Below are 24,426 nucleotides of genomic sequence, written 5' to 3' on the forward strand. Positions count from 1 at the left end.
CTTCTTTTTGCATACATCTTCAAAAATCTTGTGCGTGCGAACGGCGTTACATCAGCTTGGTCGAGTGCAACATCGCTTCCATCTTCTGGTTCACACCGATGAGCGGCTTACGAGCAAGCAAGCCGAGGAGCAGCATCGGAAGCAGGAACGCGAGCAACAGGCCGAGTGAGATCCAGTAGTCCGCCTGGTAGATGCCAGCAAGCGCTGCACGGAACGCGTCGATGGAGTGCGTGCCTGGCAAGAACGGGCTGACGTTCTGGAACCACTGAGGCAGCAACTCGAGCGGATATGCACCGCCAGCGCCCGCGACCTGAATGACGAGCAAGAAGACGGCCAGCGCCTTTCCGGCATCGCTAAACGAGACGACGAGCGTATAGATGATGAACGTAAAGACGGTCGAGGTTACCCAGCCCACCAGAATGAACAACAGCGGGTGCGCGGGTTGAAGCCCGACGATCACAATGTTGCCGACGAACACCAACGTGCTCTGCAGCAAGCCGAGCAAACCGAACAGTGCGTACCGACCGAGGAACCGCTCGTGCAGCTTCAGTTCGGGTCCGCCGCCAAAAGGCCGCGCCGGCGGGTCTACGCGCAGCGTGACGCAGAGCAGCAAGGCACCGACCCAGAGTGCGAGCGTGGAGTACAACGGCGCCATACCCGCACCGAAACTCACAACGGGGAACACGGCTACGCGATCCACACCCACCGGATCAGACAGCGCGCTGGCAAGGATCTCCGGATCTGTGCCGATGACCTTGCTGATCTCGCCGAAATCACCCGTACCGAGTGCCTCGCTGAGCAAGTCGGCTACGCGATCGACCTCGTCAGCTGCGGTTCCGAGTGCCGTTGCGAGATCAGTGTTCTCGCTGGCAGCACCCTCAAGAATGCTTGTCACGCCGTCTGCCGTGTTGCTCAGCCCCGCAACCTGCCCTGCAATGCCGCCGAGGCTTGCGCTGACCGAACCCAGCGTTCCCGCAAGCTCGTCGAGAACCGGCTTCAGGTCGTTCGAGAACACCGCGCTCGCGTTGCTGAGCGAAGACTGCGCATCTGCGATTCGCTGATCGATCGCGCTTCGGAAGCCTTGCAGGTCGCTATCGCCCTGCGTGATGGCGTCGGCAGTCTCCCGCAGGCGCGACTTGAGTGCTTCCTCGTTACTGATCGCCGTGTCGAGGCCGTCGATCACGACCTGCATCGCCGGCTGATCCTCTTCAGGGAGATTCTCGAGGTTTGCGGCGAGCTCGTCGCGCAACGTTTGGTGTCGGTCGATAAGAACGTCGAGATCAGCGATCATGTCGTTGATCTGCTGCACACTGGCCGCCGCGTCTGCATCTCGGCCATCGAAGATACGGTCGACTTCGGCACCGAAACTCGAAAGTCGAGCCGAGCTGTCTGTAAGCGCTGCCGACAGCGCGTCTGTCGCACGGATAATGGCAGCGTCCGCGTCTTGCGCGGCCGTCAAGCCCTCTTGAACCTGCCCCGTCGCCGTCGCAAACTCTGACTCGACAGAGTCCAGCAAGCTTGCCCCACCGTTGACCAGCGGGACACTCGCCTGGAGGATGCCCGTGAACATCGTCGCGGTGCTCGACGCAGATCTCAGCTGCGAAGCGACACCGCTGATGTGGGCTTCAATGCGCACAAACGCCGCCTGCGCATCGGAGCTATTCAGGTTCTTCGCCATCGCAGAGACCAAACTCAACGAGACATTGCTGAGCTCTTTCGTGAACTCCGAGTTGATCTTGGCTGAGAGATCATCCGCGCCCTCACTCGTGATCAGCGGCGCAAGCGGGTTCGACTTGTCGTTGGTGTAATAGTCGATCTGGGTCTGCTCTGATCCGGCAGCGTAGAACGTAAGCATTCGCTCACTAAAGTCCTTCGGCAGCACCATCGCGGCGTAGTACTCGCCCGACGTGGTGCCAGCGATCGCGTCTTCCTTCGTCGTGATCACCCAATCAAGCTGATCATTCGAGCGCAGAGCAGACTCCACCAGGGCGCCGACGTTGACATGAAGCGGAATCAGCGGGCTGGTGTACCCCTCATCAACGCTCGCCACCGCCACTTTCAAGTTCTTGGTGTTATCGAACGGCTCCCAGCTGCCAATCACGTTGAACCACGTAAAGGCTGATGGAATCACGACGAGCCCGCACAGCACGATGACTGCCATCACGTTGCTCGTCGCCCGACGCAGATCGGAGCGGAACTGCAGCAGGATTCCCTTCATCGCTTCGACTCCAGTTCTGCGAGTTCTTCGCGCAGTTTCTCTTCGGGCATTTCGCCGACCTCAGCGGAAAGACGCAAGCTGAAGCGGATGTACTCCAGCGTCACCAGGGCAACGAGCACCGCTATGAGCCAGAGGACCCACCAGCCCACAAACTCGATTTTCAGCTCGGGGAAGATCACGGCACCGGCGGCGAGCAACACCACGCCGAACGCACCAACCGTGACAATTCCCAGTCGGAATCCGCGGTACGACCGCTTGAACGGCAGGGTGCGTTGCGTGAGCTTCTCGTTGTACCGTGCACGGTCAGCGAGCGCGCGCAGCACGTGGTTGAGGCGATAACCACGGCCGGCCGGTTCGCCGTCTTCGCTGGCGAACAACTCGGTATCGCGCACCTGGCTTGTGAACAGGCGCGTGACGTTGGCGACGTGTCGCCGAAGCACGAGTCCGAGGAAGAACGCCAAAGCAGTGAATAGCGCCAGCATGCCCATGTATCGCCAATAGGCGAATCCGGCGAACCCGCTGACAACCTCGCGCATCGCGTCGATGCCGTAGGTGAAGGGGAAATACGGATAGAGAGACTGGAAGAACTCGGGCATCAGCTGGATGGGATAGATGCCAGAAGCCCCGGGAATCTGCATGATCACAAGGAGCACAGCGAGCCCCTTACCCACATAACCGAAGGTGACCGAGAGCGCATAGATCACGCTCATATAGGCCAGCCCAATGAGGATCGGGGTGGCTATAAACGCGAAGGTATTCACGTGTTGCACGCCGATGATCAGGTTGCCGATACTCAGCGTTGTGGCTTGTGCCACCACGATGCAGGCAAACAGCGACCAGCGTCCGAGGTACTTTTGCCGCTCTGTCGCGCCGGGCACCTCTTCGTCATCGACGTCAAGCTTCAAGATCACAACGAGCACGAAGGCGCCGATCCAGAGCGACAGGTTGATGAACAACGAGCCCATCAGCGAGCCGTACGACGCAGTGGGGAAAATGGTGTGCTGGTCGACCTTCACCGGCGTCGCCATGAACTGCGCGATCTGCTCGGCGTTCAAACCCGTCAGCGCCGCCAGGTCTTGGAAGAGCGCGGCGCCTCCCACTGTCTGCAGGTCGGAGATCGCGAGGTCGAGATCGTCTTCGACCGCACGGAGGCTGTCATCGAGCGTGCTCAGCGCCACAGACGTCTGCGCAAGTTGGCTGTCTAGGCCAGCCAGCAGCACTGATGCCTGCCCCAGAATGTCTTGCTGAGCGTCGACCGAAGCCAAGAGCGCGCTGCTGGCTGCACTCACGCGTCCGACTGCCGCGAGTGCACTAGATGCAGCCTCGCCTACTTCGGCCGCGCCAATGACCTGGCCAGTCGTGGATTCGCCGGCGAGACGGAGAAGCTCGGATTGCGCCTGGTCGGCAAGATTCTTGATGTCGACGAGCGTGGACTTCGCTCCGCCCAGCGTGCCGTCAATGTCTCCGAAAACCGCCTGACTGCTTTGCAGCCCGGCTCGCGCATCAGCGATATCACTGTCGAGGTTCTCAAGGTTGGTGCGCGTTTCTCCGATGATGCCAGCGACACCTTCAAGGTCACCAATGACATCCGACACTGCCGTCTGCGCGTCGGATTCGGCAGTACCTGCACCTTCCTGAATCGCCGTGACGACAGCAGACGCAACCTGCTGGGTAAACGAATCGGTGATCTGCGTCTGCAGCGTTGTCGCTGCGGTGTCAGTGATCTCCGGCGCGACGCCGTTTTCTTTCTCGTTGACGTAATAGATCAGCTTCGGCTGCGTGAAGTCCCCCGTCGTGAGGCTCAGCAGGTCTTTAGAGAAGTCTGCGGGGACAACGAACATCGCGTAGCTCTCGCCACTGCGCACCGACTCCATTCCCTCTTCTTCAGAGAGGAAATGCCATCCCAGGTCGTCGTTGTCTTTGAGGTTCGCGACAAGCTGGTCGCCAACATTCACCTCACCGGCGAATTCATTGTCGGTGCCCTCGTCAAGGTTGACGATCGCGATGCTCAGGTTCTTGGTGTTGTCGAAAGGGTTCCAGAACGCGGTGATATTGAACCAGGCGTACAGCGAAGGGGTGATGAGAGCGCCCCCGATGATCACCATCGCCAGTGGCACGTGAAGGAGCCGCCTCGCATCACGCTTAAGAATCCGCCAGACGTTGCGCATCCATTCGCCCTTCCCAATTGCCTGTCGTTTTTCGCGCAGGGCTGCGAGCCCCGTGCGATGAGCACAGAGCTTCGGGCGCGCAACAAATGAACCGCAGGATCGCTCGCCACCGAAGCGCGCTACGGCTCAGAGGCAGGGAAAGCGGACAGAAGATTCCAGCCCGTCAGCTGTTCTGCTATCTAAGGGTGTCCCGAAACACCAATGACGCTTCGGGCCTGACCTCTTAACCAGTATGTTCGTCGGCGTGAAGAGAAGCCCTATTAATACGGGGTGATCTTGGATGAAATCTGGGTGACCCTGTGGGTGATGACGGGGTGAGGATTGGGGTGATGCGGGACGTCGAAACCGTCGACCTGGAGTACATCACGGATTGACTAAGGTCGGAGAATCTTTGGTGTCGGTGAGTCTGCGCCCGACGTCGCATCCCTGCGCACGTGGCTGCGGGCGTGGGCGATCGCGGGGTCCAGGTCGCTGTAGAGATGGTTTTGATGGCGGAGGGACGCAATCACACCGACACGAGTGGCAAGTTGCAGGTGCTCGGGTGGGATGCCTTTGATGAGGACAGTAATACCTCGGCGTTCGAGAGTGTGGACGAGTTCGGTGAGCACTTGCGCTCCGGTGGCGTCGAGCACCTGCAGACCGGACAAGCGCAGGATCACGACGGATACATTCTGGATGGTGCCGATGCGGGCCACGATGCGGTCTGCAGCGCCGAAGAACAGGGCCCCATCGATCCGGAACAGGGCGATGCGTTCGTCTCCAGGTTCCGCAGGCGCTGGAAGCTCTTCCCGGCGGACGCCCGCAGAGTTCGCGAGACGACGCAATGTAAAAAAGGCAGCGGCGAGGACACCAATTCCGACGGCGTAGATCAGATCTACGCTCACGGTGATCACTGCGGTGATCACAAACACGACGGCGTCGGAGCGTGTGGAGCGGAGAATCGTGCGAACGGTGGTGAGCGAGACCATCCGGGTCGCAGTCACCATCAGCACACCAGATAACGCAGCGAGGGGAATGGTGGAAACGACGGTGCTTGCCGCGTAAACAACGAGCAGCAGCACCAGGGAGTGCACGATCGCGGCAACCCGCGTGCGCGCACCTGAGCGAATATTCACTGCTGTGCGAGCGATCGCCCCGGTTGCGGGCATTCCCCCGAATAGTCCAGACCCGATAGACGCGAGGCCCTGCCCCACGAGCTCCCGGTCTGCATCGTAGGGACCGGTGTTGGAGATCGAGGTGGCGACCCGTGCGGACAGCAGCGACTCGATTGCCGCGAGCGCCGCGATCGTGAAAGCCGGGCCCACCAGCGCCAGCATCGTCGCCGGGTCCACCACTGGCAGGATCGGTGCGGGGAGTGACGACGGGAGTTCCCCGATCATCGGCACCGGAATCCTGAATACGGCAACCAGCACGGTGACCAGCACGATCGCGATGATCGATCCAGGGAGTGCCCGGTGCAGCATCGGGGCGAACACCATGATCGCCGCGACCACGCCAGTGACGGTCAGCGACCACCACATCACATTCAGATCCACCGTCCGTACCGCTTCGATGGCAGCGACGGCGGCGTTGCTGCTCGGCCCAGCGGAGACACCGAACGCGGCCGGGATTTGCTGCAAGAAGATGATGACGGCGATTCCCAGCGTGAACCCCTCGATGACAGGCCAGGGGATAAACGTGACCGCATTTCCTAGCCTCAACACTCCGGCGAGGAGCACGATAACCCCGGCCATCACGCACACGAGCGGGAGTGCTGTGAGGCCGTGAGTAGCTATCACCGGACCGAGGACGACGACCATCGCGCCAGTGGGACCAGAGACTTGCACATTGGAACCACCGAAAACAGCCGCAATCACCCCGGCGATGATCGCTGTTACCAACCCCGAAGCGGCACCGGCCCCCGATGAAACCCCGAACGCCAACGCGAGGGGCAACGCCACGACCCCCACCGTCACCCCAGCCAGCAGATCTCGCCGCCACGACCGAGGGACCTCCCGGTAGTCTGCCCACCGCGGCCACAAACCTGCCAGCCTTCTTTTCATCCGCAGATCCTCGGACGTGTTACGCCGCGCCAGGACGTGAAATGTCGGGAAGAGATGCAGCAGACACCAACTGCTGCTGCGTCGTGTGCAGCACCTCAGTGAGCAGTGCCCGCGCTGCGCTGAGAAGATCCACGACCTGCGGGTGCGCCACGCGGTAGAACACCAGACTCCCCCGGCGTTCGGCGGCAACGAGGTGATGCTTGCGGAGCACGGACAAATGCTGTGAGAGGTGAGATGCCTCCAGCCCGGTATCCGCCAACAGCTCCGCAACCGACGCTTCGGGCTGTGCCGACAGTACCTCCAGCACCCGCACCCGCACCGGGTGTGAGAGGCCCTTGAACAGGTTCGCTTTCACCTCATACAAAGGGCGCTGCGAATCCCACGTGTCTGCCATCATCACCCCTTCCGATTGATGAATCCATCATATGACACATATCATTATTCGCAGTATCGTGGACATCATGGTCGACACCCTTCCTCCCTGCCCCACCTGCGCCAGCGAGCACACCTACGAGATGAGCACCCTCTACGTCTGCCCACTCTGTGGGTTCGAGTGGTCGGCGTCAGGCACCTCAAGCGACGAGGCAGCTTCAGCTGACACAGTCGTGAAAGACGCGGTCGTGAAAGACGCGGTCGGCAACGTGCTCTCAGACGGCGACACCGTCGTGGTCACGACCTCGATCAAAGTCAAAGGCTCCCCACAGGGCATCAAGGCCGGAACGAAGGTACGCAACATTCGCCTTATCGGCCCCATTAACGGCCACGACATCGACTGCAAGGTCGACGGATTCGGCGCAATGCTCCTGAAGTCGAACCTCGTAAAGAGAGCCTGAGATCACTGGCGCCAGCCCACCGCCCGGACATATTGCTTTTTGACTTGTTGGGAAGATCTTCTCTATAGCTCACATCTCACAGGTACCCCGCCCGTCTGGTCAAGAACGCCCGCGTCCAGCGGAACCTCACCCAACAGGACGTCGCCAACGCCGTCGGAATCACCCGCCAATCCCTCGCCCGCCTCGAACGCGGCAACGGTGCCATCTCCTTTGACACTGTGCTGCTCATCCTCGACCACCTCGGCATCCACCTGGATGCCACCACCGACCGCCGCAGTACAGGTCCCGCTGTAGTCGCCACGAGGGGGGCCGCCCACGCCGCGGCCGACGCCCTCGTCTCCATCCGTGAAGGCTCCCGCGGACTTACCGAGCGTCTCACCATCCCCGGCTCCGTGCTCATCGATCCGCCGCGACGGTCCCCTTCAGCGCGACGCAGAGTGCTGCCGACGCCGTGAAGACGTCGGATATCGACGGTCACCCCGTTGTTGCCTGGCGGTTCGAGAACCCTGAAATCATCGGAGAGCTGAGCGCGAACCCTCAGACGTCGGTCGAGGACTTCCTGCGCAACTTCGATCAGAGCTACGGCACGCAGCCGCAGTTCGTAGGTGCCATCATCGAAGTGCCCGCTGACGAGGCCGAGGCGATGCACACATCACGGCGCAGTACGTCGGTCGAGAGCGCAGGACCAGCCTTCGTCGCAGACCCTGTTGACCCGGCACGTATCGACGCGCTGCTGGACGAACGGCGCTCCGAGGTCGCCTCAGAGAAGTCCGACATGGCCATCCAAGCGTTGCCTGCGGGCGCGAAGGACTGGTTCCCGGAGTACGCGGACATCATCGTGCAGCGCGACGACCCGCTGCGCGTGCTGTTCGACTCGTACTACACATGGAACGGAACCGACTCCAAGACCTCGAACCTGTCCGATGACGACGGATTCGAGATGGAAGTGAACATCACCACGTCCAACCCCGCCTACCAGGCAGGATCCCGTGGGCTGCCTGCGTGCCCTGCCGGCTACAAGGACCAGCCGTTCGCGAAAAATTACGACTACGAGTGGTGGGCGGCTCTCGTCAACACCGGGACCGGGCTGACCGCCATGGCCTCGGACGTGAACGCCTACGCCGACTACAACGACTTCGGTGACAACTGCAACCGAAACTCGATGGCGATCGGCTTCCGCACGCCGCAGGCGATTCCTTCGTACCCGAACGGGCAGCAGGAAGTCGCCGTGCAGATCATGGCCTTCCGCGGTGCCGACACCACCGGACGCATCTCCTCCGGACTGGTGCAGTCGGTCAACGCGACCGGATGCGTCCTTCAGCCGTGGCTGTCCCTCACGGACTGCATGGGCCTCAGCGAATCCACTTCTGGCAACCGTCTCACGTTGAGCGAGCAGTCGTCGATCGGCTGGACGGCCCCGCCGAAGTGCTGGGCATCTCCCAACTACGGCTTCAGCGGAGTTTCGAGCTACTGCTAGTAGCCTCGAGCCCCATGACCAATCAGCAAGCCGAACGGAGCTCCCGGGCCGCAACGCTCGCGAGCTCCCTCGTGTACTTCATCTTCGCCTGCCTCGCCGTGCTCCCAGTGCTCGCAATGCCGGTGTTCCAGTACTTCAGCGTCGCGGGCAACGCCGAGTACGCGTGCATCGCAGGTCCTGTCCCACCCGATGCGGCGTCTCAAGGAGAGGTGTCGCTTGTTGAAGGTAACAAGACGGCGTTCCCGGCCGGCAGATACTGCGAGTGGGAGAGCACTTCGGGCGAGGCGCTGACCTATCAGACCGGATGGGTCACGACGATCGTGGCGTGTGTCGCGACTCTCTTTGTCGTCTGGATGACGGTGCTCGCGTTGCGCGGGAAACGACCGCGCAGCGTTCTTCTCGGGCTCGTCCCTGCCGCCGTAGCCTTGCTCGCATGGGTAGTGGTGTTCGTCTAGAACTGCTGGCTTGGCCACCGGCGACTACTTCGTCATGCTGAAGGCGCAAGGCGGCGCTCAGGACCTGACGGTCTCCGCCGATGAGTCCGAGGCCGCCAGTTGAACGGACGGCACGAAGGTCGAGATGGTGCTGCGATCAGAGGAAGCCACGATCGACGGCGAGACGAGCGGCGGTTGGCTGCGCGCAGTGTCGACGACGGTGCTCCCGTAGGAACACTCCGAGGCTCTCTTCCCGAGCGCGCCGACGGATCTCTTCCACCATCTCTCATCGGTGGGAGGATCGCACCATAAACACCTCGCGCGCAGATGACCGCCATGCCCGCGCCACGATCGCTGCCTTCGATCTCATCGAGACGGAGGTCCGACCGTACCTGGTCGCCGGTGGCCGGTTGTGGACCAAAGGATCAGGAGGGTACCCGCGCCGGCTTCGGCAGATGCTTCGCGCGCTCGACGACGGCCATGCGGTGACCTTCGCGACCCGGGACGCGATACAGCTGTCGCCGGACGAACGGGTCGTCGAGCACGTGATCCCGTTCAAGCGGATCATCGTCGAGATCGTCGATCCGAGCCAGGCTGACCCGCGATCAAACACGCACCAGGAGCCGATCGCAGGTGGCCCGGCCACGTCGCCAGAGCACCTGCTGTCGATCTTCAACCGACTCCTTCAGAAGTGCTGGGTCACCAAGGACGAGCACGACCGCCTGAACCGCGCCGGCCGGAGTCTTCAGTGGGACGCGCCCGACGGCGACGGCTGGGCGCGGTATCGCCTCGCGGATGTGATCGCGTACCCGCTTGCCTAGCCTTTCGGCACACACGCAGTCGTCGGGGCGGGTACCTCCGGCACAGCGCCCTGGCGCGGAAACGCGAGCCTCCGGGCGGCCGATGTGCCGACGCGTGAGCCAGAGCAACCCGATGATCTTCCGTTACCGCTGCGTTACCGCTGCCAGCATCCCACACATGACAAAGGCCCCGCATCCCAGTGTTTCCAAGGGAGTCGGGGCCTTCGTGGTGGCGGTGACGGTGGGATTTGAACCCACGGTAGGGGTGAACCTACACAACATTTCGAGTGTTGCACCTTCGGCCGCTCGGACACGTCACCGCGGAACAGCTTACGGGACTGCGGGCGGGCGCGCGAATCGGAACCGTTTTGCCCGGCTGGCCCCGCGCCGCGACGAGGCCGTTCCAGTTAGGATTCCCTAAGAACCCGCCGCCTGTGGGGCAGCAAGACGGGAAAGGTACGCATCATGGGCTTCATCACGTCAGAGGCACTCTCCGAGACCGGATACGTCGTACTCGACGACGCTGTCGGCTCTGCAGACCCCGCCGAGTGGCGCGAGTTGGAGTATGTCGGTTGGCGCTCTTCTGGAGTCACGCGCTTCGCCCCGCTCAGCAGCTATGCCGGAGACATCGACTGCAACGGTTTCTGGAACCGCACGCCTCCCCGCACCGACAAAAACGGCGTGTGGATCGATTCGCAGGTGGCGATCGCCCCTTCTCTTCAGCAGCGTGCGCAAGAGCCTGGTGCGGGCGTCGGTCGCTGCCGCGTCATCGAGCTGCAGCCGAACGAGTATGCCGATGCGATCTATAACCTGCACCAAGACGACAACAACCGGCTGAATGAAGAAGGAACCGGCTGGGTGGTGCGCGGATTCTTCAACCTCTCGGACGACACCGAATCCATGCTGATTTTGCGGGCCGACCGCTTCGATCCTGCCACCGAGATTCGCCTGCCGTTGCGCGCCGGATCGCGGATTATCGTCGACACCCAGCGGTTCTGGCACGCAGTGTGGCACCGCGGGACGGCCCCGCGCTATGCGCTCATCACCTCATGGACGAGCGGTCCAGAGCTCGATGCCTACATTGCGGTGAACCATGGCGATCCGCACCCGCCGACGGTAGACCTCGACCCGCAGTTCATCGATAAGGCCCAGGTCGAGATGCACCGCCGCATTGAAGAGCGGCGTCGTGCTTTCGAAGCGCAGGGCATTGTGATGGAGCCCCCTGTCGACATGAACGCCTGAGCGCCAGGCGCACCGCCCTCAGAGCGTACGACCTGCTTCGATCCGCACAGTTCTGTCGACGGTGCCAGCGGGCGGCGCCAGGTGTGAAATCAGCAACACCGACTGCTCCCCCGCGGCCTGCAAAAGATCACGCAACAGCGCATCAGACGCCTCGAGATCAACCCCGGCGGTCGGTTCATCAAGCACCAACACCGGAAAACCACGCAACAGCGCGCGAGCCAGCGAGAGCCGCTGCGCCTGCCCGCCAGATACCAGCGCGCCACGGTCACCGACTCGCGCATCCAGACCACCCCGTTCGCGCACCCACGCACCAAGGCCGACTCTGTCGAGCATCTGCATCAGCTCCGCATCGGTGGCCGTATCCTTCGCGAACAGCAGGTTCTGCCTGATGTCTTCGTCAAACAGCTGAGGATTCTGCTCACACAGCCCGACAACACGGCGCAGCGCAGGACCGGAGAGGTCTGCCGCCTTCCGATCGCCGATCAGGTACTCCCCTTCGACCCGCAAGAATCCGACCAACGCCGCGGCCAGTGAACTCTTGCCCGCCCCACTCGGCCCTGCCACCAGCACTCGCTCACCAGGCTCAAGGTCAAGGTCGATGCCCCTCAGCGCCGGAACGCCGCCCGGCCACTGGGCACGCACATCGCGCAGGTGCAGCGCAGGAGTGCCCGGCATCTCGATGTCGTCACCCGCGTCGGAGCGGAGCTCATCCGGCATCCGCTCGGGCAGCACGTCGACGATGCGCTCGGCACTCGCCCGCACGCTTCGCCACGATGCTGCCGCGATGGGAACAGATCCGAAGATCTCGAACACCACCATCGGCACGAGTACGGCCACCGCCAGCCACGGCCCATCGATAGAGCCATCGGTCAGGCCTGGGGCGGCCGCGGCGAGCGCCCACACCGACGCAACACCAGCAACGGCCGAGACCACTCCGGCAGCGACCGCTTGGGCGAGCGATGCTCGGTCAACGACTCTGCGCAGTGCCGCATCGGCGGCTGTGATTCTGGCGCGTGCCTGTTCTTCTGCCCCATAAGCGAGGAGCACATCGAGACTGCCGAAGTAGTCAACCAATGCTGCGGAGAGGTCCGCCCGGCGTGCAGAGACCATAGCTTCGGCACGGGAGCCGAAAATCCAGCCGAGGCCAATCGCGGCAGCAGCAGCGATCAGCAGGCATGCGGCGAGCGCAAAGGCTGCAGGCGGCGAGACGAATGCGATGAAGCCGACAGCACCAAGCGCGACGAGCGCGGCCACCCCCAGCGGCTGCACCACCCGCAGCGGGAGGTTCTGCAGGTTTTCGACGTCATCAACCAGTGCCGTGAGCACCTGGCCTCGGTCGGTCGAGCCGAGTCCTGCCGGTGAGAGCGGGGTCAGCCGCCGCACCATGTCGGAGCGAGTGGAGGCGAGCTGGCGCAGGGCCGCGTCGTGTCCACTCAAACGCTCCAGGTACCGCGTGACGGCGCGCGAGACGGCGAAGAAACGCACCCCAACGACGGCGATCGACAGGGGCACGAGTGAGTCGACGATGGAGGCGCTGACAATCAGCCAACCGCTGACGGCGAGCAGGCTCACGGCGGCAGTGGCAGAGAGCATCCCCCAGATCAGGCCGGGCCAGAAGCGCCGTGCAGGCGGCTGCGCCAGCCGCAGCATCCGCCGCACCCGCGCATTCCGCCCACCATCCGCCCCCTGAGCACCATCCGCCCCCTGAGCACCGTCCGGTCCCTGAGCCTGTCGAAGGGCCCGGCCACCTTCCGCCCCCTGGCCACCGTCCGCCCCCTGAGCACCGTCCGGTCCCTGAGCTTGTCGAAGGGTCACACTCCCACCCCCAACGCCACGACGTGATCGGCGACTACCCGCGCCGACCGCCGGTGAGACACCAACAGAATCGTCGCCCCCGCATCGGCGCGCGTGCGTAGCGAGGCCCACAGCCGTTCCTCTGTTTCCGGGTCAAGCGCACTCGACGGCTCATCAAGCGCAAGCACGCGTCCGGCCCCGGAAGCATGGCGATAAAGCGCCCTGGCGACAGCGACTCGCTGCGCTTGTCCGCCCGAGAGTCCAGTTCCCTGCACGCCAAGCTCAAGATCAGGGGCAATGCTCTCGGCGCAGGCGTCTCTGAGCGCCACCCGGATGCGGTGCATGTCTGGTGTCGCGTCTCCGAGAGCAACGTTCGCAGCGACAGTTCCGCGCATCAGGCCAGGGCTCTGCCCCGCCCATGCCAGCCAGTCGGAAGGAACCAACCTCCGCACATCCACATCGCCGAAGTGCGCGTCGCCGTCGAATTGCACAGCTCCTCGTAGTGCCGCAAGCAGGCTGGATTTTCCCGCCCCGCTCGGTCCTTCGATCAGGGTGATGGTCCCCGGTTCTGCCGTGAACGACACCGGCGGCAACCCGCGCACGCGCATTCCCGCTACCCGGAGCCCCCCTCCCCCCTCCACTTGCATGACTGAATTACGGATGCCGGAGGAATCCGCGGAGTGTCGGGCTGCAGGTGTGGAGGAGTCATGCAGGTGGGTGGGGTGACCGGCCTCGTCGAGCACCGAGAACACGTCTTCGGTCGCGGCCACACCTTCGGAGGCAGCGTGGAACTGCACGCCCACCTGGCGGATCGGCAAGAAGGCTTCAGGAGCAAGCAACAGTACGAACAGTCCGACCTCGAGCGTCAGGTCGCCAGACAGCAGCCGAAAACCGACCGAAACCGCAATCAGGGCGACAGCAACAGAGGCCAACAGTTCCATCGCAAAACCGGAGAGAAATGAGTACCGCAGCACCTTCATGGTTTCGCGGCGATACTCATCTGCCGTGACCTCGATGCGCTCGGCAGCACGGGCATCGCGTCCGAAGATTCGCAGCGTAGAAAGTCCCTGAACGGTGTCGGCAAAGCGCGCTGCCAACCGCTGCAGCGTCTGCCATTGGCGGGTCTGTACGGTGCGAGTCGCCATCCCGATCAGGATCAAGAAAAGCGGGATCAGCGGGAGCGTGATCACGGCGGTAAGACCACTCGGCCAGTCCTGCCACCACATCACCGCGACCAGCACTGGCGTCGCAATCACCGTAAGTACGAGTTGCGGAATGTATCGCGAGAAGTAGGCGTCGAGGGCTTCAAGCCCATGGCCGGCTGTCACGGCAAGAGCGGTCTGATTGCGTTGCGCCAACCACCCTGGTCCCAGTCGCCCCACGGCGCCAACCAGCGCAGCGCGCAACTGCATTCCCGTTTTCGCGGCCGCTCTGGTCCCTGCGGCATCGGAGGCGGCAATCAGTACCCCACGCAACAGCGCAACAGCCAGCAACCACAGCAACGGGCCCGTCACATCTCGGCCTGCCAGCGCGCCGATGATTGCATCCGTCAACAACCACGCGAATGCGATCGTGACCGCCGTCTGCACGACGCCAATCAACGCGGATGCCGCGAGGAATCCCCTCGCGGCACCTGCGTATCTCAGCAGCCTCGGATCAACGGGTTTCACGCGTGCGCCGGAGCCCCCTCGATGGATTTTCTGGTGACGCGCTTGCGGAAGACCCAGTAGGTCCACGTTTGGTACGCAATCACGAGCGGCATTGCAATCAAGGCCGTCCAACTCATGATTTGAAGCGTATACGGAGTGCTCGATGCGTTGGCAATCGTCAGGCTGAACGCCGGATCAATCGTCGAAGGCATCACGTACGGGAACAGGGCGGAGAACAGCATGACCACGGCGAACAGCACCGTGAGGATGCCCGCGAAGAACGCCCAGCCGTCGCGCTTGCGCAGCGAGAATACAACCGCGCTGAGCAGTGCCACGGCGGCGAGTGCGCCAGTGCCGATCACGAGCCACAGCAGCGGCGCTTCGCGTTCCGCCGCGATCATGATGGTCCAGAGCACCGTGGCGGCAGCCGCGATCACCGTCGGGACAGCGACCCGCGCGGCGAGCTTGTGCGCGTCTTCATGCACCGGCCCGTCGGTCTTGAGGGCGACGAACAGCACGCCGTGCAAGAAGAACAGCAGCAACGTGGTGGCGCCCACGAGCAGGGCATAGGGATTCAGCAATGCGAAGAACCCACCAACGTAAATGTGGTTTTCGTCTAGCGCCACGCCCTGCACAATGTTGCCGAAGGCAACGCCCCACAGCAGTGCAGGCACGGCAGAGCCAATCACGATCATGCGGTCAAAGCCTTGTTTCCACTTCAGGCTTTCGCGCTGATGCCGATACTCGAACGAGACACCGCGCAGGATCAGCGCCAGCAGGATGAGCAGCAACGGCAGGTAGAACCCGCTGAACAGTGAGGCGTACCACTCGGGGAACGAGGCGAACAGCACCGCTCCAGCGACGATCACCCACGTCTCATTGAGGTCCCACACCGGGCCGATGGTGTTGATCACCTGCCGGCGAGAGACATCGTTTTTGCCGAGGAAAGGCAACGACATTCCGACACCGAAGTCGAACCCGTCGAGCACGAAGTAGCCCACGAAGAAGAAGGCGACAATCCAGAACCAAAGTGTTGCGAGATCCATGATGCTCCTCCCTCTCAGTAAACGACCGACGGCAGCTGCGCCGTCTCATCGTGCGGTTGCTCTTCGGTGTCAGGGCCCTTCTGCGCGGCCCGGATGATGAGGCGAATCTCCACCACGGCGAGAGCTGCGTAGATGGCGGTGAACGCTATGAGCGAGATGAGCACTTCGAGGCCACTCACCCCCGGTGAGACACCGTCTTGTGTGGTCATCAAACCGAATACGATCCACGGCTGCCTGCCCATTTCGGTGAAGACCCAGCCCATGATGTTGGCACCGAGCGCGAGCGGGAACGACCAGATCGCAATCTTCCACATCCACGGAGCGGGAGCCTTCTTGGCACCCTTGCGCGTGATCCAGAGACCAACGACAGCGACGAGCGCTGCGGCGATTCCGAGGCCGATCATCCAGCGGAACGCCCAGTAGGTGACCCAGAGGATTGGCGCGAAGTCGGTCATGCCGGTGGCGGCATACGTCTGGGCGTACTCGGCGTTCAGGTCGTTGATACCGTGCACACACGCGTCAAGTGTGTGGGTAGAAAGCAGCGACAGCAGGTAGGGAACGCGGATGGAGAACAGCTCAGAGCTGCCGTCCGGCGTGCCCAGCGTAAAGATACTGAACGACGCGTCGGCCCCACAGACCGTGTTGAAGGTCGCCTCCGCTGCCGCCATCTTCATCGGCTGAGCGGCGTACATCGCGAGGCCGAGCTGGTCTCCGGTGAGGACCACTCCGGCGGTCGAGAAGATCATCGCCCACAGCCCGAACTTCAGCGAGATGCGCATCGTGTCGAAGTGCTGCCCCCGGGAGAGGTGCCAGGCCGAGACCGAGATCACAACACCAGCGGCAAACATGAACGCGCCGAAGATGGTGTGCGGGAAAGCGGCGAGCGCAACGGGGTTGGTCAGCAACGCCCAAAAGTCGGTCAGCTCTGCCCTGTTGGTTTCAGGGTTGAAGACGTACCCGACCGGGTTCTGCATAAACGCGTTGGCGGCGATGATGAAGTAGGCAGAGAGCGTGCTCCCGATTGCCACACACCAGATGGTGGCGAGGTGCAGCTTCTGCGGAAGCTTGTCCCATCCGAAGATCCACAGTCCGATGAACGTCGCTTCGAAGAAGAACGCCAGCAGCCCCTCAAAGGCGAGCGGGGCACCAAACACATCACCGACGAAGCGGGAGTAGTCCGACCAGTTCATGCCGAACTGGAACTCCTGCACGATGCCGGTAACAACGCCCATCGCAAAGTTGATGAGGAAGATCTTGCCGAAGAACCGTGTCAGGTGCAGGTACTGCACCTTGGCCGTGCGCACCCAAGCGGTCTGGAAGATGGCGGCAACAAGCGCCATACCGATCGTCAAGGGCACGAAAAGGTAGTGGTAGACGGTCGTCAGCCCGAATTGCCATCGGGCGAGAGCGAGCGGATCAAGCCATTCCATGCACGGCTCCTGTTCTATGCGGCGACTGGTTCGAGGTATCGCGCAACTGCACTGTGCAGTCGGAGGCGAGCGCTGCATCTTGGACGCACTCGGCTTCGAGTGGTCCGCCTGCCGCAGTCAGCACGCCTTGCATGAGTTCGAGGTGCACTCGGCACAGAAGGGGTCGGTCTTCGGAACGGCTGGCCGCGTGGGGGCACGGGCTGAGATCCACGGTGAGGCGTGCGTCGTCGACCACCGGCTCGAAGCCGCTCTCTTCGAGGTGCTCGACGAGCGCATCGAGCTGATAGGTCGCCTCGCGGCCAAGATCAGACGCCGCCTCGGGGAGCATGCTCCTCATGAGGTCTCCTCGACGCGCCGCTGCCTGCGCTTTGTCTCGTGCAACGGCACTCGACGCACCCGGCGCGCCGGTCGCAGCGCTGTACAGCGTGCGGGGGCGGCCCCTGGTGGTGCGGTGCTCGATCGACGGGATCACGTACCCACCTTCGATCAAGCGTTGCAAGTGTTCGCGAACCGTATTGGGGTGAAGGCCCGTGGCCTCACAGAGTTCGCCGATCGATCGGGGGGCACGGGTCTCCGATTGCCCCGCTTCGAAGAGCAAGTGCAGAATCTGCACCCGGGAGTAGCTCGAGATCGGCCCGCAGACGGGCCCGCCGTTGGCCATGATTCCAGTATCTCGCTCGCGGGATCGTTTACCGACGGGATCGGCCGTGAATAAACACTTGGCTCATAGAGATGTCTGATGCCGGCGATAGCCTGAGAGTATGGCCACCCGAAAACCCGCTCCCCCTGCGTACGTGTGCACGGAATGCGGATGGACCACCGCCAAATGGGTGGGCCGCTGTGGCGAGTGCCAGCAGTGGGGCACTGTGCAAGAACAAGCGGCACAGACGGGCATCCTTCGCCGTGTGGGCTCCGTCGCCCCCACGGCAGATCGAGCCGCGCGGCCGATTACTCAGATCACCACGCAAGATGCTCCGCGCCGCACCAGCGGGGTCGGCGAGTTCGACCGGGTGCTCGGCGGCGGCATCGTGCCCGGTGCCGCCATTTTGCTCAGCGGCGAACCTGGCGTGGGCAAATCGACTTTGCTGTTGGAGGTCGCAGCGCAAGCCGCGCGCGGCGGGCGACGCGTGCTGTACGCGAGCGCCGAAGAGTCGCCTGGTCAAGTGCGACTGCGGGCAGAGCGCACCGGCGGGCTCCATGACGAGCTTTATCTGGCGAGCGAAACTGACCTGGCAACTATCCTCGGCCACATCGATGAAGTGAAGCCGCAGCTCGTTATCGTCGACTCCGTGCAGACCGTGTCGTCTTCGTTGATCGACGGCGCTGCCGGGCAACCGAGCCAGGTACGCGAAGTGGCGGCGACCCTCATCCGCATTGCGAAAGAACGGGATCTGCCGATCATCCTCGTCGGACACGTCACGAAAGATGGCCAGGTCGCCGGCCCCAGGGTGCTCGAGCACCTGGTCGATGTCGTCTGTCATTTCGAGGGCGACCGGCAGACATCCCTCCGCTTCATCCGCGCGCTGAAGAACCGCTTCGGCCCGACGGACGAGGTTGGGTGCTTCGAGATGACAGGCGACGGTATCGCCGAAGTGCCAGACCCTTCAGGGCTCTTCCTCTCACAGGGCGCGACGGAGCCTGGTACCTGCGTCGCGATCTCGCTGGAGGGCCGACGCGCTCTTCCGGTTGAGGTGCAGGCGTTGACGGTGCCCAGCAATGCCCCAAATCCGCGCCGCATCGTCAACGGCCTCGACTCGTCGCGCGTGGCGATGGTGTTGGCAATTCTCGAGCGCCGCGCGGGAATCCCCACTGGCACGCTCGACGTCTACGTGTCGACAGTGGGTGGCGTGCGCTTCACCGAGCCAGCGGCCGATTTGGCTATCGCCGTCGCCGTTGCAGGCTCCATCCAGCAGTTCTCCGTGCCGCGCACGATCGCGGCAGTCGGCGAGCTGAGCCTGGCGGGAGAGATTCGTCCGGTGACGCAGGCAGCACAACGCCGCTCCGAAGCATCCCGCCTCGGTTACGAGCAGGTGGTAGACGACCGTTCGAAGACTCTCCGCGCCGCGCTTGGCGACGTGCGCGCCCGCAACACATCCCGTCGTTCCGACCGCGACATCCCACCCTTCTAACCCCGCCCCTTCGACAGGCTCAGGGCCCCTGAGCTTGTCGAAGGGTCACCCCTCGGTCCCTGAGCTTGTCGAAGGGTCACCCCTCGGTCCCTGAGCTTGTCGAAGGGCCGAAGGCCTAAAGGTCAGGCGTCGAGCGCCTTCAGAAGCTCGGTCGGTTCGGCCTGCATCGGATGCGGACCGGCGATGTCGAGAAACACGGTCGTGATCGGGTACGTGGCGAGGAATGTCCGCAGCCAGTCCGCGGTGTAGATACCGACATCGGGTGGCAGGTTCGTTGGCTTGTTCTTTGCGTCACTGAAGAGCAGCAGAGCGAGATCTCCACTGTTCGGGTCGCGATAGGTCCAAACCTCGCCACTGTCGAGAGGGTTGTCTCGTGTGCCTGGGCTAATCAGCGGAACAACGGTGATGCCGTTACGCAAGGCCAAAGCGACGGCGGCGACATCCTGCTTCTCCAGGGCCTGAGCCAGAGCATCCGATCGGAAGTCTTCCGGTGCGGGCTTCTTCTTCGCGGGCTTTGCCTTTTTTGCCATGCATCCAGCTTATGCAGGTGCAGGGTCTCGCGCTTCACCCCGATGGGGAGACGATCGGGGCCCTCTCGAGTCCCACATTGGGGACTGGGGTACTCGAGAGGGCCCTCGGACTCTCGAGCGACGATGTCGAAGCGCTGGGGACGCTGTAATACGACGCCACTGGGGATGGCTTGTGCCACTCTATATGGAGAGTCACCATAATGGTATCCCAATAAATGGTGGTGTCAGCACTACTTACAAAAGATCTTGTCGCTCTCGGCGTTTCTTCTGTCTGACCCGCTTCTGCGGGGATTTTCGCAAGCGAATTGTCTAAATTCCTTCGAAGTCTGCAGGGTTAATACAACAGAATCTGTGCCGTCGAGAGGCTGGTGAACCCACCGATCGACACCTCAACGTGGTACGACGCTCCTCCGCCTGGCGCGCGCTGTCGATTTTCCTGGTCACACGTCTCCACGCTCGAGCGGGTGCGATCCCAGGTGACCGGATCTTTGCTGGTCACGGTGGTCCCCGCCGCCAGAGTGGCGATCATGCTGCTGGGGTTCTCTTGGCAATCGGTCGATCGCCACCACACGTCAGATCCACTGGAAACCGTAAACACCTGAGTGGTCGAACCCACGTCGATCGTGCAGTCGTTCGCGCCGTTGTTCGTCAGCGAAATCGAGAGTTTCGGCAGCACTCCCGCAGCGTATGTCTGCGCATCGGTCACGGCCACGACGTCGATGTCTTTCGCCGCACAAGCTGCGACAGTCGGAGTCTCAGCGGCAGAAGGGCTCGGCTCCGGAGATTCGGCACTGTCGGTCGAAGTGGGTGCGGGCGAAGACGTTGCTGAGGCCGACGGGCTTGGCGACGTCTCGGCAGCAGACCCTGACTTGGCAATGAGAAGCCAGGCACCCACGCCAATTGCGACCAGCAAGAGGACGAGTCCACCAATGACAACCAATCGCCGTCGGCGGTAGACGGCTGCTGAGGGACGACGGGACATACCTCCAGGCTAAGCGATTCGCGTCCCGCACCCTGGGAGATTGAGCCCTGTCTCAGTTTGCGCCGCGCTCAGAGCACCTTCAGCATGCGCGTGTTTCCGAGAGTGTTGGGTTTGACGTGCGCGAGATCAAGAAACTCTTCGACACCAGCATCGCCGCTGCGCAGAAGCTGAGAGTACACATCTGGATCGACGACCTGCTCACCAATCGGCGTAAAGCCACGACGGGTAAAGAACGCCACCTCGAACGTGAGGCAGAAAAGCCGGGACAATCCGAGCATCTTCGCGTTGTCTTCGAGGCGGTCGACGATCGCCCGCCCGATGCCATGGTGCAGCCAATCCGGGTGCACGAAAAGCGTGCGCACCTCTCCGAGGTCTTCCCAGATGACGTGCAGCGCACCGCACCCGATCAGCACCCCATCGGCTTCTGCGACCACAAACTCTTGCACCGCGCCGTACAACACCGCCAGGTCTTTACCCAGCAGGATGCGCTGTTCCACCAGCGGCTGCAGCAGATTGCGGATGCTGACAATGTCGGCGCTGCGCGCCGGCCGTACGATGTACTCGCTCACGGGATCCAGCCTAGAACCCGCACCCCCCATCGCACCTGTGCCAAACACAGGAAAGAGGCGGATGCCGGAGCATCCGCCTCTTTCAGTTCCATGCTTCGACAAGCTCAGCAACCCACCGTGGCCGCTCAGCAACCCAACGTGGCCGCTCAGCAACCCGAGGTCCCTGAGCCTGTCGAAGGGCCGAGCTGCTTCGACAAGCTCAGCAACCCACCGTGGCCGCTCAGCAACCCGTGGTCCCTGAGCCTGTCGAAGGGTTACTCGCCGTTCGTGATCGCGAGGTCGGGTGTGCCGGAGATCGCGCCGCCGCCGGTGTTGATGCCGACCGCGACCTTCTCGCCGCGCGGACCGTGCTCGAACACGAAGTCGCCGTCCTTCGCGTCCACCTTCACGTGGTCGCCAGGGTTCAGCTCGCCGTGCAAGATCTTCTCCGACAGGCGGTCTTCGATCTGCTGCTGCATCGCGCGACGCAGCGGGCGGGCGCCCAGCGCCGGGTCGAAGCCGATCTCGATGAGTCGTTCCTTCGCAGGCTGCGACAGCTCGATCGTCATGTCGCGGTCCAGCAGACGCTCGCTGAGGCGCTTGGTGAACAGATCCACGATCTGCACCAGCTCCGTCTTGGAGAGCTGCGGGAACACGATGATGTCGTCGACACGGTTGAGGAACTCAGGCTTGAAGTGCCGCTTGAGCTCGTCGTTCACCTTGCCCTTCATGCGGTTGTAGCTGGTGGAGTCGTTGCCCTCCACCTGGAAGCCCACAGGTCCGCCAGCGATGTCGCGTGCACCGAGGTTTGTCGTCATGATGATGACCGTGTTCTTGAAGTCGACGATTCGACCCTGACCATCGGTGAGACGACCCTCTTCGAGAATCTGCAACAGCGAGTTGAAGATGTCGGGGTGGGCCTTCTCGATCTCGTCGAAGAGCACCACGCTGAACGGCTTGCGACGCACCTTCTCGGTGAGCTGTCCGCCCTCTTCGAATCCGACGAATCCGGGAGGGGCTCCGAACAGACGCGAAACGGTGTGCTTCTCGCCGAACTCACTCATGTCGAGCGAAATCAGGGCAGCTTCATCGTCGAACAAGAACTCGGCGAGCGCCTTGGCAAGCTCCGTCTTTCCGACACCAGTGGGGCCGGCGAAGATGAACGAACCGGAGGGACGCTTCGGGTCCTTGAGGCCAGCACGCTGGCGACGGATCGTCTTTGAAAGAGCAGCGATTGCCTCTTCCTGTCCGATAACGCGCTGGTGCAGCGCCTTCTCCATGAAGACGAGGCGGCTGGATTCTTCTTCGGTGAGCTTGAAGACCGGGATGCCGGTGGCCTGTGCGAGCACCTCGGCGATCAGCCCTTCGTCCACAACAGCAGAGGTGGCGACATCGCCGGCACGCCACTGCTTCTCTAGGCGAAGACGCTCAGCGAGCAGGCTCTTCTCCTCGTCGCGGAGAGAGGCGGCCTTCTCGAAGTCCTGCTCCTCCGAGGCAACTTCTTTCTGCTCGCGCACAGCAGCGATCTTCTCGTCGAATTCGCGCAGTTCAGGCGGGCTCGACAGGATCGACAGACGCAGACGAGCGCCAGCTTCATCGATCAGGTCGATGGCCTTGTCTGGAAGGAAACGGTCAGCAACGTAGCGGTCGGCGAGGTTCGCCGCTGCCACGATGGCGCCATCCGTGATCTGCACCTTGTGATGCGCCTCGTACCGGTCGCGCAGGCCCTTGAGGATGTTGATCGCGTGGGGCAGCGTCGGCTCGTTAACCTGCACCGGCTGGAAGCGGCGCTCCAGCGCAGCATCCTTCTCGAAGTGCTTGCGGTACTCGTCGAGGGTGGTGGCACCGATCGTCTGCAGCTCGCCGCGTGCGAGGAGCGGCTTCAGGATGCTGGCCGCGTCGATAGCGCCCTCTGCGGCCCCCGCGCCCACGAGGGTGTGGATCTCGTCGATGAAGACGATGATGTCGCCACGCGTGCGGATCTCCTTGGTGACCTTCTTCAGACGCTCTTCGAAGTCACCGCGGTAGCGAGAACCCGCAATGAGCGAGCCGAGGTCAAGCGAGTAGAGCTGCTTGTCTTTCAGCGTCTCGGGGACATCGCCCTTGACGATCGCCTGGGCAAGGCCCTCGACGACGGCGGTCTTGCCGACGCCGGGCTCACCGATCAGCACAGGGTTGTTCTTGGAGCGGCGGGACAGGATCTGCATGACCCGCTCCGCCTCCTTCTCGCGCCCGATCACCGGGTCGAGCTTGTTGTCGCGCGCCGCCTGGGTGAGGTTGCGACCGAACTGGTCGAGCACAGCCGAACCGCCCTGGGTGCCAGCCGGGGAGTCGTTGGTCTGCGCGCCGACAGAGGCCGGCTCGCGTCCAGGAGCACCCGAAAGAAGCTGGATAACCTGCTGGCGCACCTTGTTGAGGTCGGCGCCGAGCTTGACGAGCACCTGAGCGGCGACGCCTTCACCCTCACGAATGAGGCCGAGCAGAATGTGCTCGGTGCCGATGTAGTTGTGGCCGAGCTGAAGGGCCTCGCGGAGGCTCAGCTCAAGCACCTTCTTGGCACGAGGGGTGAAGGGAATGTGGCCGGTCGGCTGCTGCTGACCCTGACCGATGATGTCCTGCACCTGCTCGCGCACGGCGTCAAGGGAGATGCCAAGGCTTTCGAGCGCCTTGGCTGCGACACCTTCGCCCTCGTGAATGAGACCGAGCAGGATGTGCTCGGTTCCGATGTAGTTGTGGTTGAGCATCTTCGCCTCTTCTTGGGCGAGGACGACCACTCGACGGGCTCGGTCCGTGAATCTCTCGAACATGCTGTGACTCCTTATTCGCACGGGGCGAAGACGCGTGAAGCGCTTGTACATCGAGAGTAACCACCACATCGAGCCCGTATGCCCGTGTTCGCCCTGGGCATACCCGCTCCCCCTCCCATCCCCCGTCCCTCCACCATCCGTCCCTCCCTCCGTCACTCCGCCATCCGTCCCTCCATCATCCGTCCCTCCATCCATTTCGCTCCCGTCGCACTTTCTGTCGCCCAAAGCGTGCGCGGGCGACAGAAAGTGCGACGGGAGCAGAATCATGGGGCGCGGGAGCGGGACGGGGGATGGAGG

Annotated in this window: 20 protein-coding genes and 1 tRNA gene; 7 read left to right on the forward strand and 14 right to left on the reverse strand. The window is 62.9% G+C overall.

The genetic code is table 11. The features are described from left to right. Positions 1-46: 46 nt before the first annotated feature. From AB0O87_RS00870 to AB0O87_RS00885, 4 genes are all read right to left on the reverse strand, one after another. The gene (locus AB0O87_RS00870; RefSeq protein ID WP_363510756.1) at positions 47-2,218 is read right to left on the reverse strand and encodes a YhgE/Pip domain-containing protein; all 2,172 of its coding nucleotides are present in this window, start codon (positions 2,216-2,218) and stop codon (positions 47-49) included. Beyond that, positions 2,215-4,386: a YhgE/Pip domain-containing protein gene (locus AB0O87_RS00875; protein WP_363510758.1), complete on the reverse strand. Its 2,172-nt coding sequence runs from the start codon at positions 4,384-4,386 to the stop codon at positions 2,215-2,217. Before AB0O87_RS00875 ends, AB0O87_RS00870 begins: the two co-directional genes overlap by 4 nt. Before the next feature lie 374 nt (positions 4,387-4,760). Next, positions 4,761-6,428, reverse strand: coding sequence for a SulP family inorganic anion transporter (locus tag AB0O87_RS00880; RefSeq protein ID WP_363510761.1), 1,668 nt, complete (start codon positions 6,426-6,428; stop codon positions 4,761-4,763). A gap of 19 nt (positions 6,429-6,447) precedes the next feature. Beyond that, positions 6,448-6,825, reverse strand: coding sequence for a metalloregulator ArsR/SmtB family transcription factor (locus AB0O87_RS00885; protein WP_363510764.1), 378 nt, complete (start codon positions 6,823-6,825; stop codon positions 6,448-6,450). Between the two features lie 64 nt (positions 6,826-6,889). Here AB0O87_RS00885 and AB0O87_RS00890 point away from each other — a divergent pair, with 64 nt between their 5' ends. The 5 genes from AB0O87_RS00890 (at position 6,890) to AB0O87_RS00910 (ending at position 9,993) form a co-directional block, all read left to right on the forward strand. Next, complete coding sequence (locus AB0O87_RS00890) at positions 6,890-7,261, forward strand: zinc ribbon domain-containing protein YjdM (protein ID WP_363512839.1); 372 nt, start codon at positions 6,890-6,892, stop codon at positions 7,259-7,261. A 95-nt stretch (positions 7,262-7,356) separates the two neighbouring features. Next, on the forward strand, positions 7,357-7,716 hold the full coding sequence (locus AB0O87_RS00895) for a helix-turn-helix transcriptional regulator (protein WP_363512842.1): 360 nt from the start codon (positions 7,357-7,359) through the stop codon (positions 7,714-7,716). Continuing rightward, positions 7,713-8,738 (forward strand): hypothetical protein, encoded by a 1,026-nt coding sequence (locus tag AB0O87_RS00900; protein WP_363510767.1) that lies wholly within the window; start codon positions 7,713-7,715, stop codon positions 8,736-8,738. The genes AB0O87_RS00895 and AB0O87_RS00900 overlap by 4 nt, the downstream gene beginning before the upstream one ends. Positions 8,739-8,752: 14 nt before the next feature. Next, on the forward strand, positions 8,753-9,193 hold the full coding sequence (locus tag AB0O87_RS00905; RefSeq protein ID WP_363510770.1) for a hypothetical protein: 441 nt from the start codon (positions 8,753-8,755) through the stop codon (positions 9,191-9,193). A gap of 434 nt (positions 9,194-9,627) precedes the next feature. Then, entirely contained in the window at positions 9,628-9,993 is a 366-nt protein-coding gene (locus AB0O87_RS00910; protein WP_363510773.1) for a hypothetical protein, read from the forward strand. A gap of 209 nt (positions 9,994-10,202) precedes the next feature. Here the strand turns inward: AB0O87_RS00910 and AB0O87_RS00915 are convergent. Continuing rightward, positions 10,203-10,292 (reverse strand) — tRNA-Ser (locus AB0O87_RS00915). Between the two features lie 145 nt (positions 10,293-10,437). Here AB0O87_RS00915 and AB0O87_RS00920 point away from each other — a divergent pair. Beyond that, entirely contained in the window at positions 10,438-11,214 is a 777-nt protein-coding gene (locus AB0O87_RS00920) for a hypothetical protein (protein ID WP_363510776.1), read from the forward strand. A gap of 18 nt (positions 11,215-11,232) precedes the next feature. Here AB0O87_RS00920 and cydC read toward each other — a convergent pair whose 3' ends face one another. The 5 genes from cydC to AB0O87_RS00945 all read right to left on the reverse strand — a co-directional run bounded on the left by cydC (position 11,233) and on the right by AB0O87_RS00945 (position 17,794). Next, positions 11,233-12,864, reverse strand: coding sequence for a thiol reductant ABC exporter subunit CydC (gene cydC, locus AB0O87_RS00925; RefSeq protein WP_363512845.1), 1,632 nt, complete (start codon positions 12,862-12,864; stop codon positions 11,233-11,235). Positions 12,865-13,025: 161 nt separating this feature from the next. Then, positions 13,026-14,678, reverse strand: coding sequence for a thiol reductant ABC exporter subunit CydD (gene cydD, locus AB0O87_RS00930; protein WP_363510779.1), 1,653 nt, complete (start codon positions 14,676-14,678; stop codon positions 13,026-13,028). Then, positions 14,675-15,703: a cytochrome d ubiquinol oxidase subunit II gene (cydB, locus tag AB0O87_RS00935; RefSeq protein ID WP_363510782.1), complete on the reverse strand. Its 1,029-nt coding sequence runs from the start codon at positions 15,701-15,703 to the stop codon at positions 14,675-14,677. The genes cydD and cydB overlap by 4 nt, the downstream gene beginning before the upstream one ends. Positions 15,704-15,717: 14 nt before the next feature. Beyond that, positions 15,718-17,133, reverse strand: coding sequence for a cytochrome ubiquinol oxidase subunit I (locus AB0O87_RS00940; RefSeq protein WP_363510785.1), 1,416 nt, complete (start codon positions 17,131-17,133; stop codon positions 15,718-15,720). Next, positions 17,120-17,794, reverse strand: a complete 675-nt coding sequence (locus AB0O87_RS00945) for an ArsR family transcriptional regulator (protein WP_363510788.1) — start codon at positions 17,792-17,794, stop codon at positions 17,120-17,122. The genes AB0O87_RS00940 and AB0O87_RS00945 overlap by 14 nt, the downstream gene beginning before the upstream one ends. A gap of 100 nt (positions 17,795-17,894) precedes the next feature. Here AB0O87_RS00945 and radA point away from each other — a divergent pair, with 100 nt between their 5' ends. Further along, complete coding sequence (radA, locus tag AB0O87_RS00950; RefSeq protein WP_363510792.1) at positions 17,895-19,262, forward strand: DNA repair protein RadA; 1,368 nt, start codon at positions 17,895-17,897, stop codon at positions 19,260-19,262. Positions 19,263-19,384: 122 nt separating this feature from the next. Here radA and AB0O87_RS00955 read toward each other — a convergent pair whose 3' ends face one another. From AB0O87_RS00955 to AB0O87_RS00970, 4 genes are all read right to left on the reverse strand, one after another. Continuing rightward, complete coding sequence (locus AB0O87_RS00955; protein ID WP_363510795.1) at positions 19,385-19,792, reverse strand: dehydrogenase; 408 nt, start codon at positions 19,790-19,792, stop codon at positions 19,385-19,387. Between the two features lie 334 nt (positions 19,793-20,126). Then, positions 20,127-20,774 (reverse strand): hypothetical protein, encoded by a 648-nt coding sequence (locus AB0O87_RS00960; RefSeq protein WP_363510798.1) that lies wholly within the window; start codon positions 20,772-20,774, stop codon positions 20,127-20,129. Between the two features lie 68 nt (positions 20,775-20,842). Continuing rightward, positions 20,843-21,343, reverse strand: coding sequence for an amino-acid N-acetyltransferase (locus tag AB0O87_RS00965; RefSeq protein WP_363510801.1), 501 nt, complete (start codon positions 21,341-21,343; stop codon positions 20,843-20,845). A gap of 254 nt (positions 21,344-21,597) precedes the next feature. Then, complete coding sequence (locus tag AB0O87_RS00970; RefSeq protein WP_363510804.1) at positions 21,598-24,129, reverse strand: ATP-dependent Clp protease ATP-binding subunit; 2,532 nt, start codon at positions 24,127-24,129, stop codon at positions 21,598-21,600. Between the last annotated feature and the right edge of the window lie 297 nt (positions 24,130-24,426).

The organism is Microbacterium sp. NPDC076768 (assembly GCF_040687205.1).
Classification (GTDB): Bacteria; Actinomycetota; Actinomycetes; order Actinomycetales; family Microbacteriaceae; genus Microbacterium.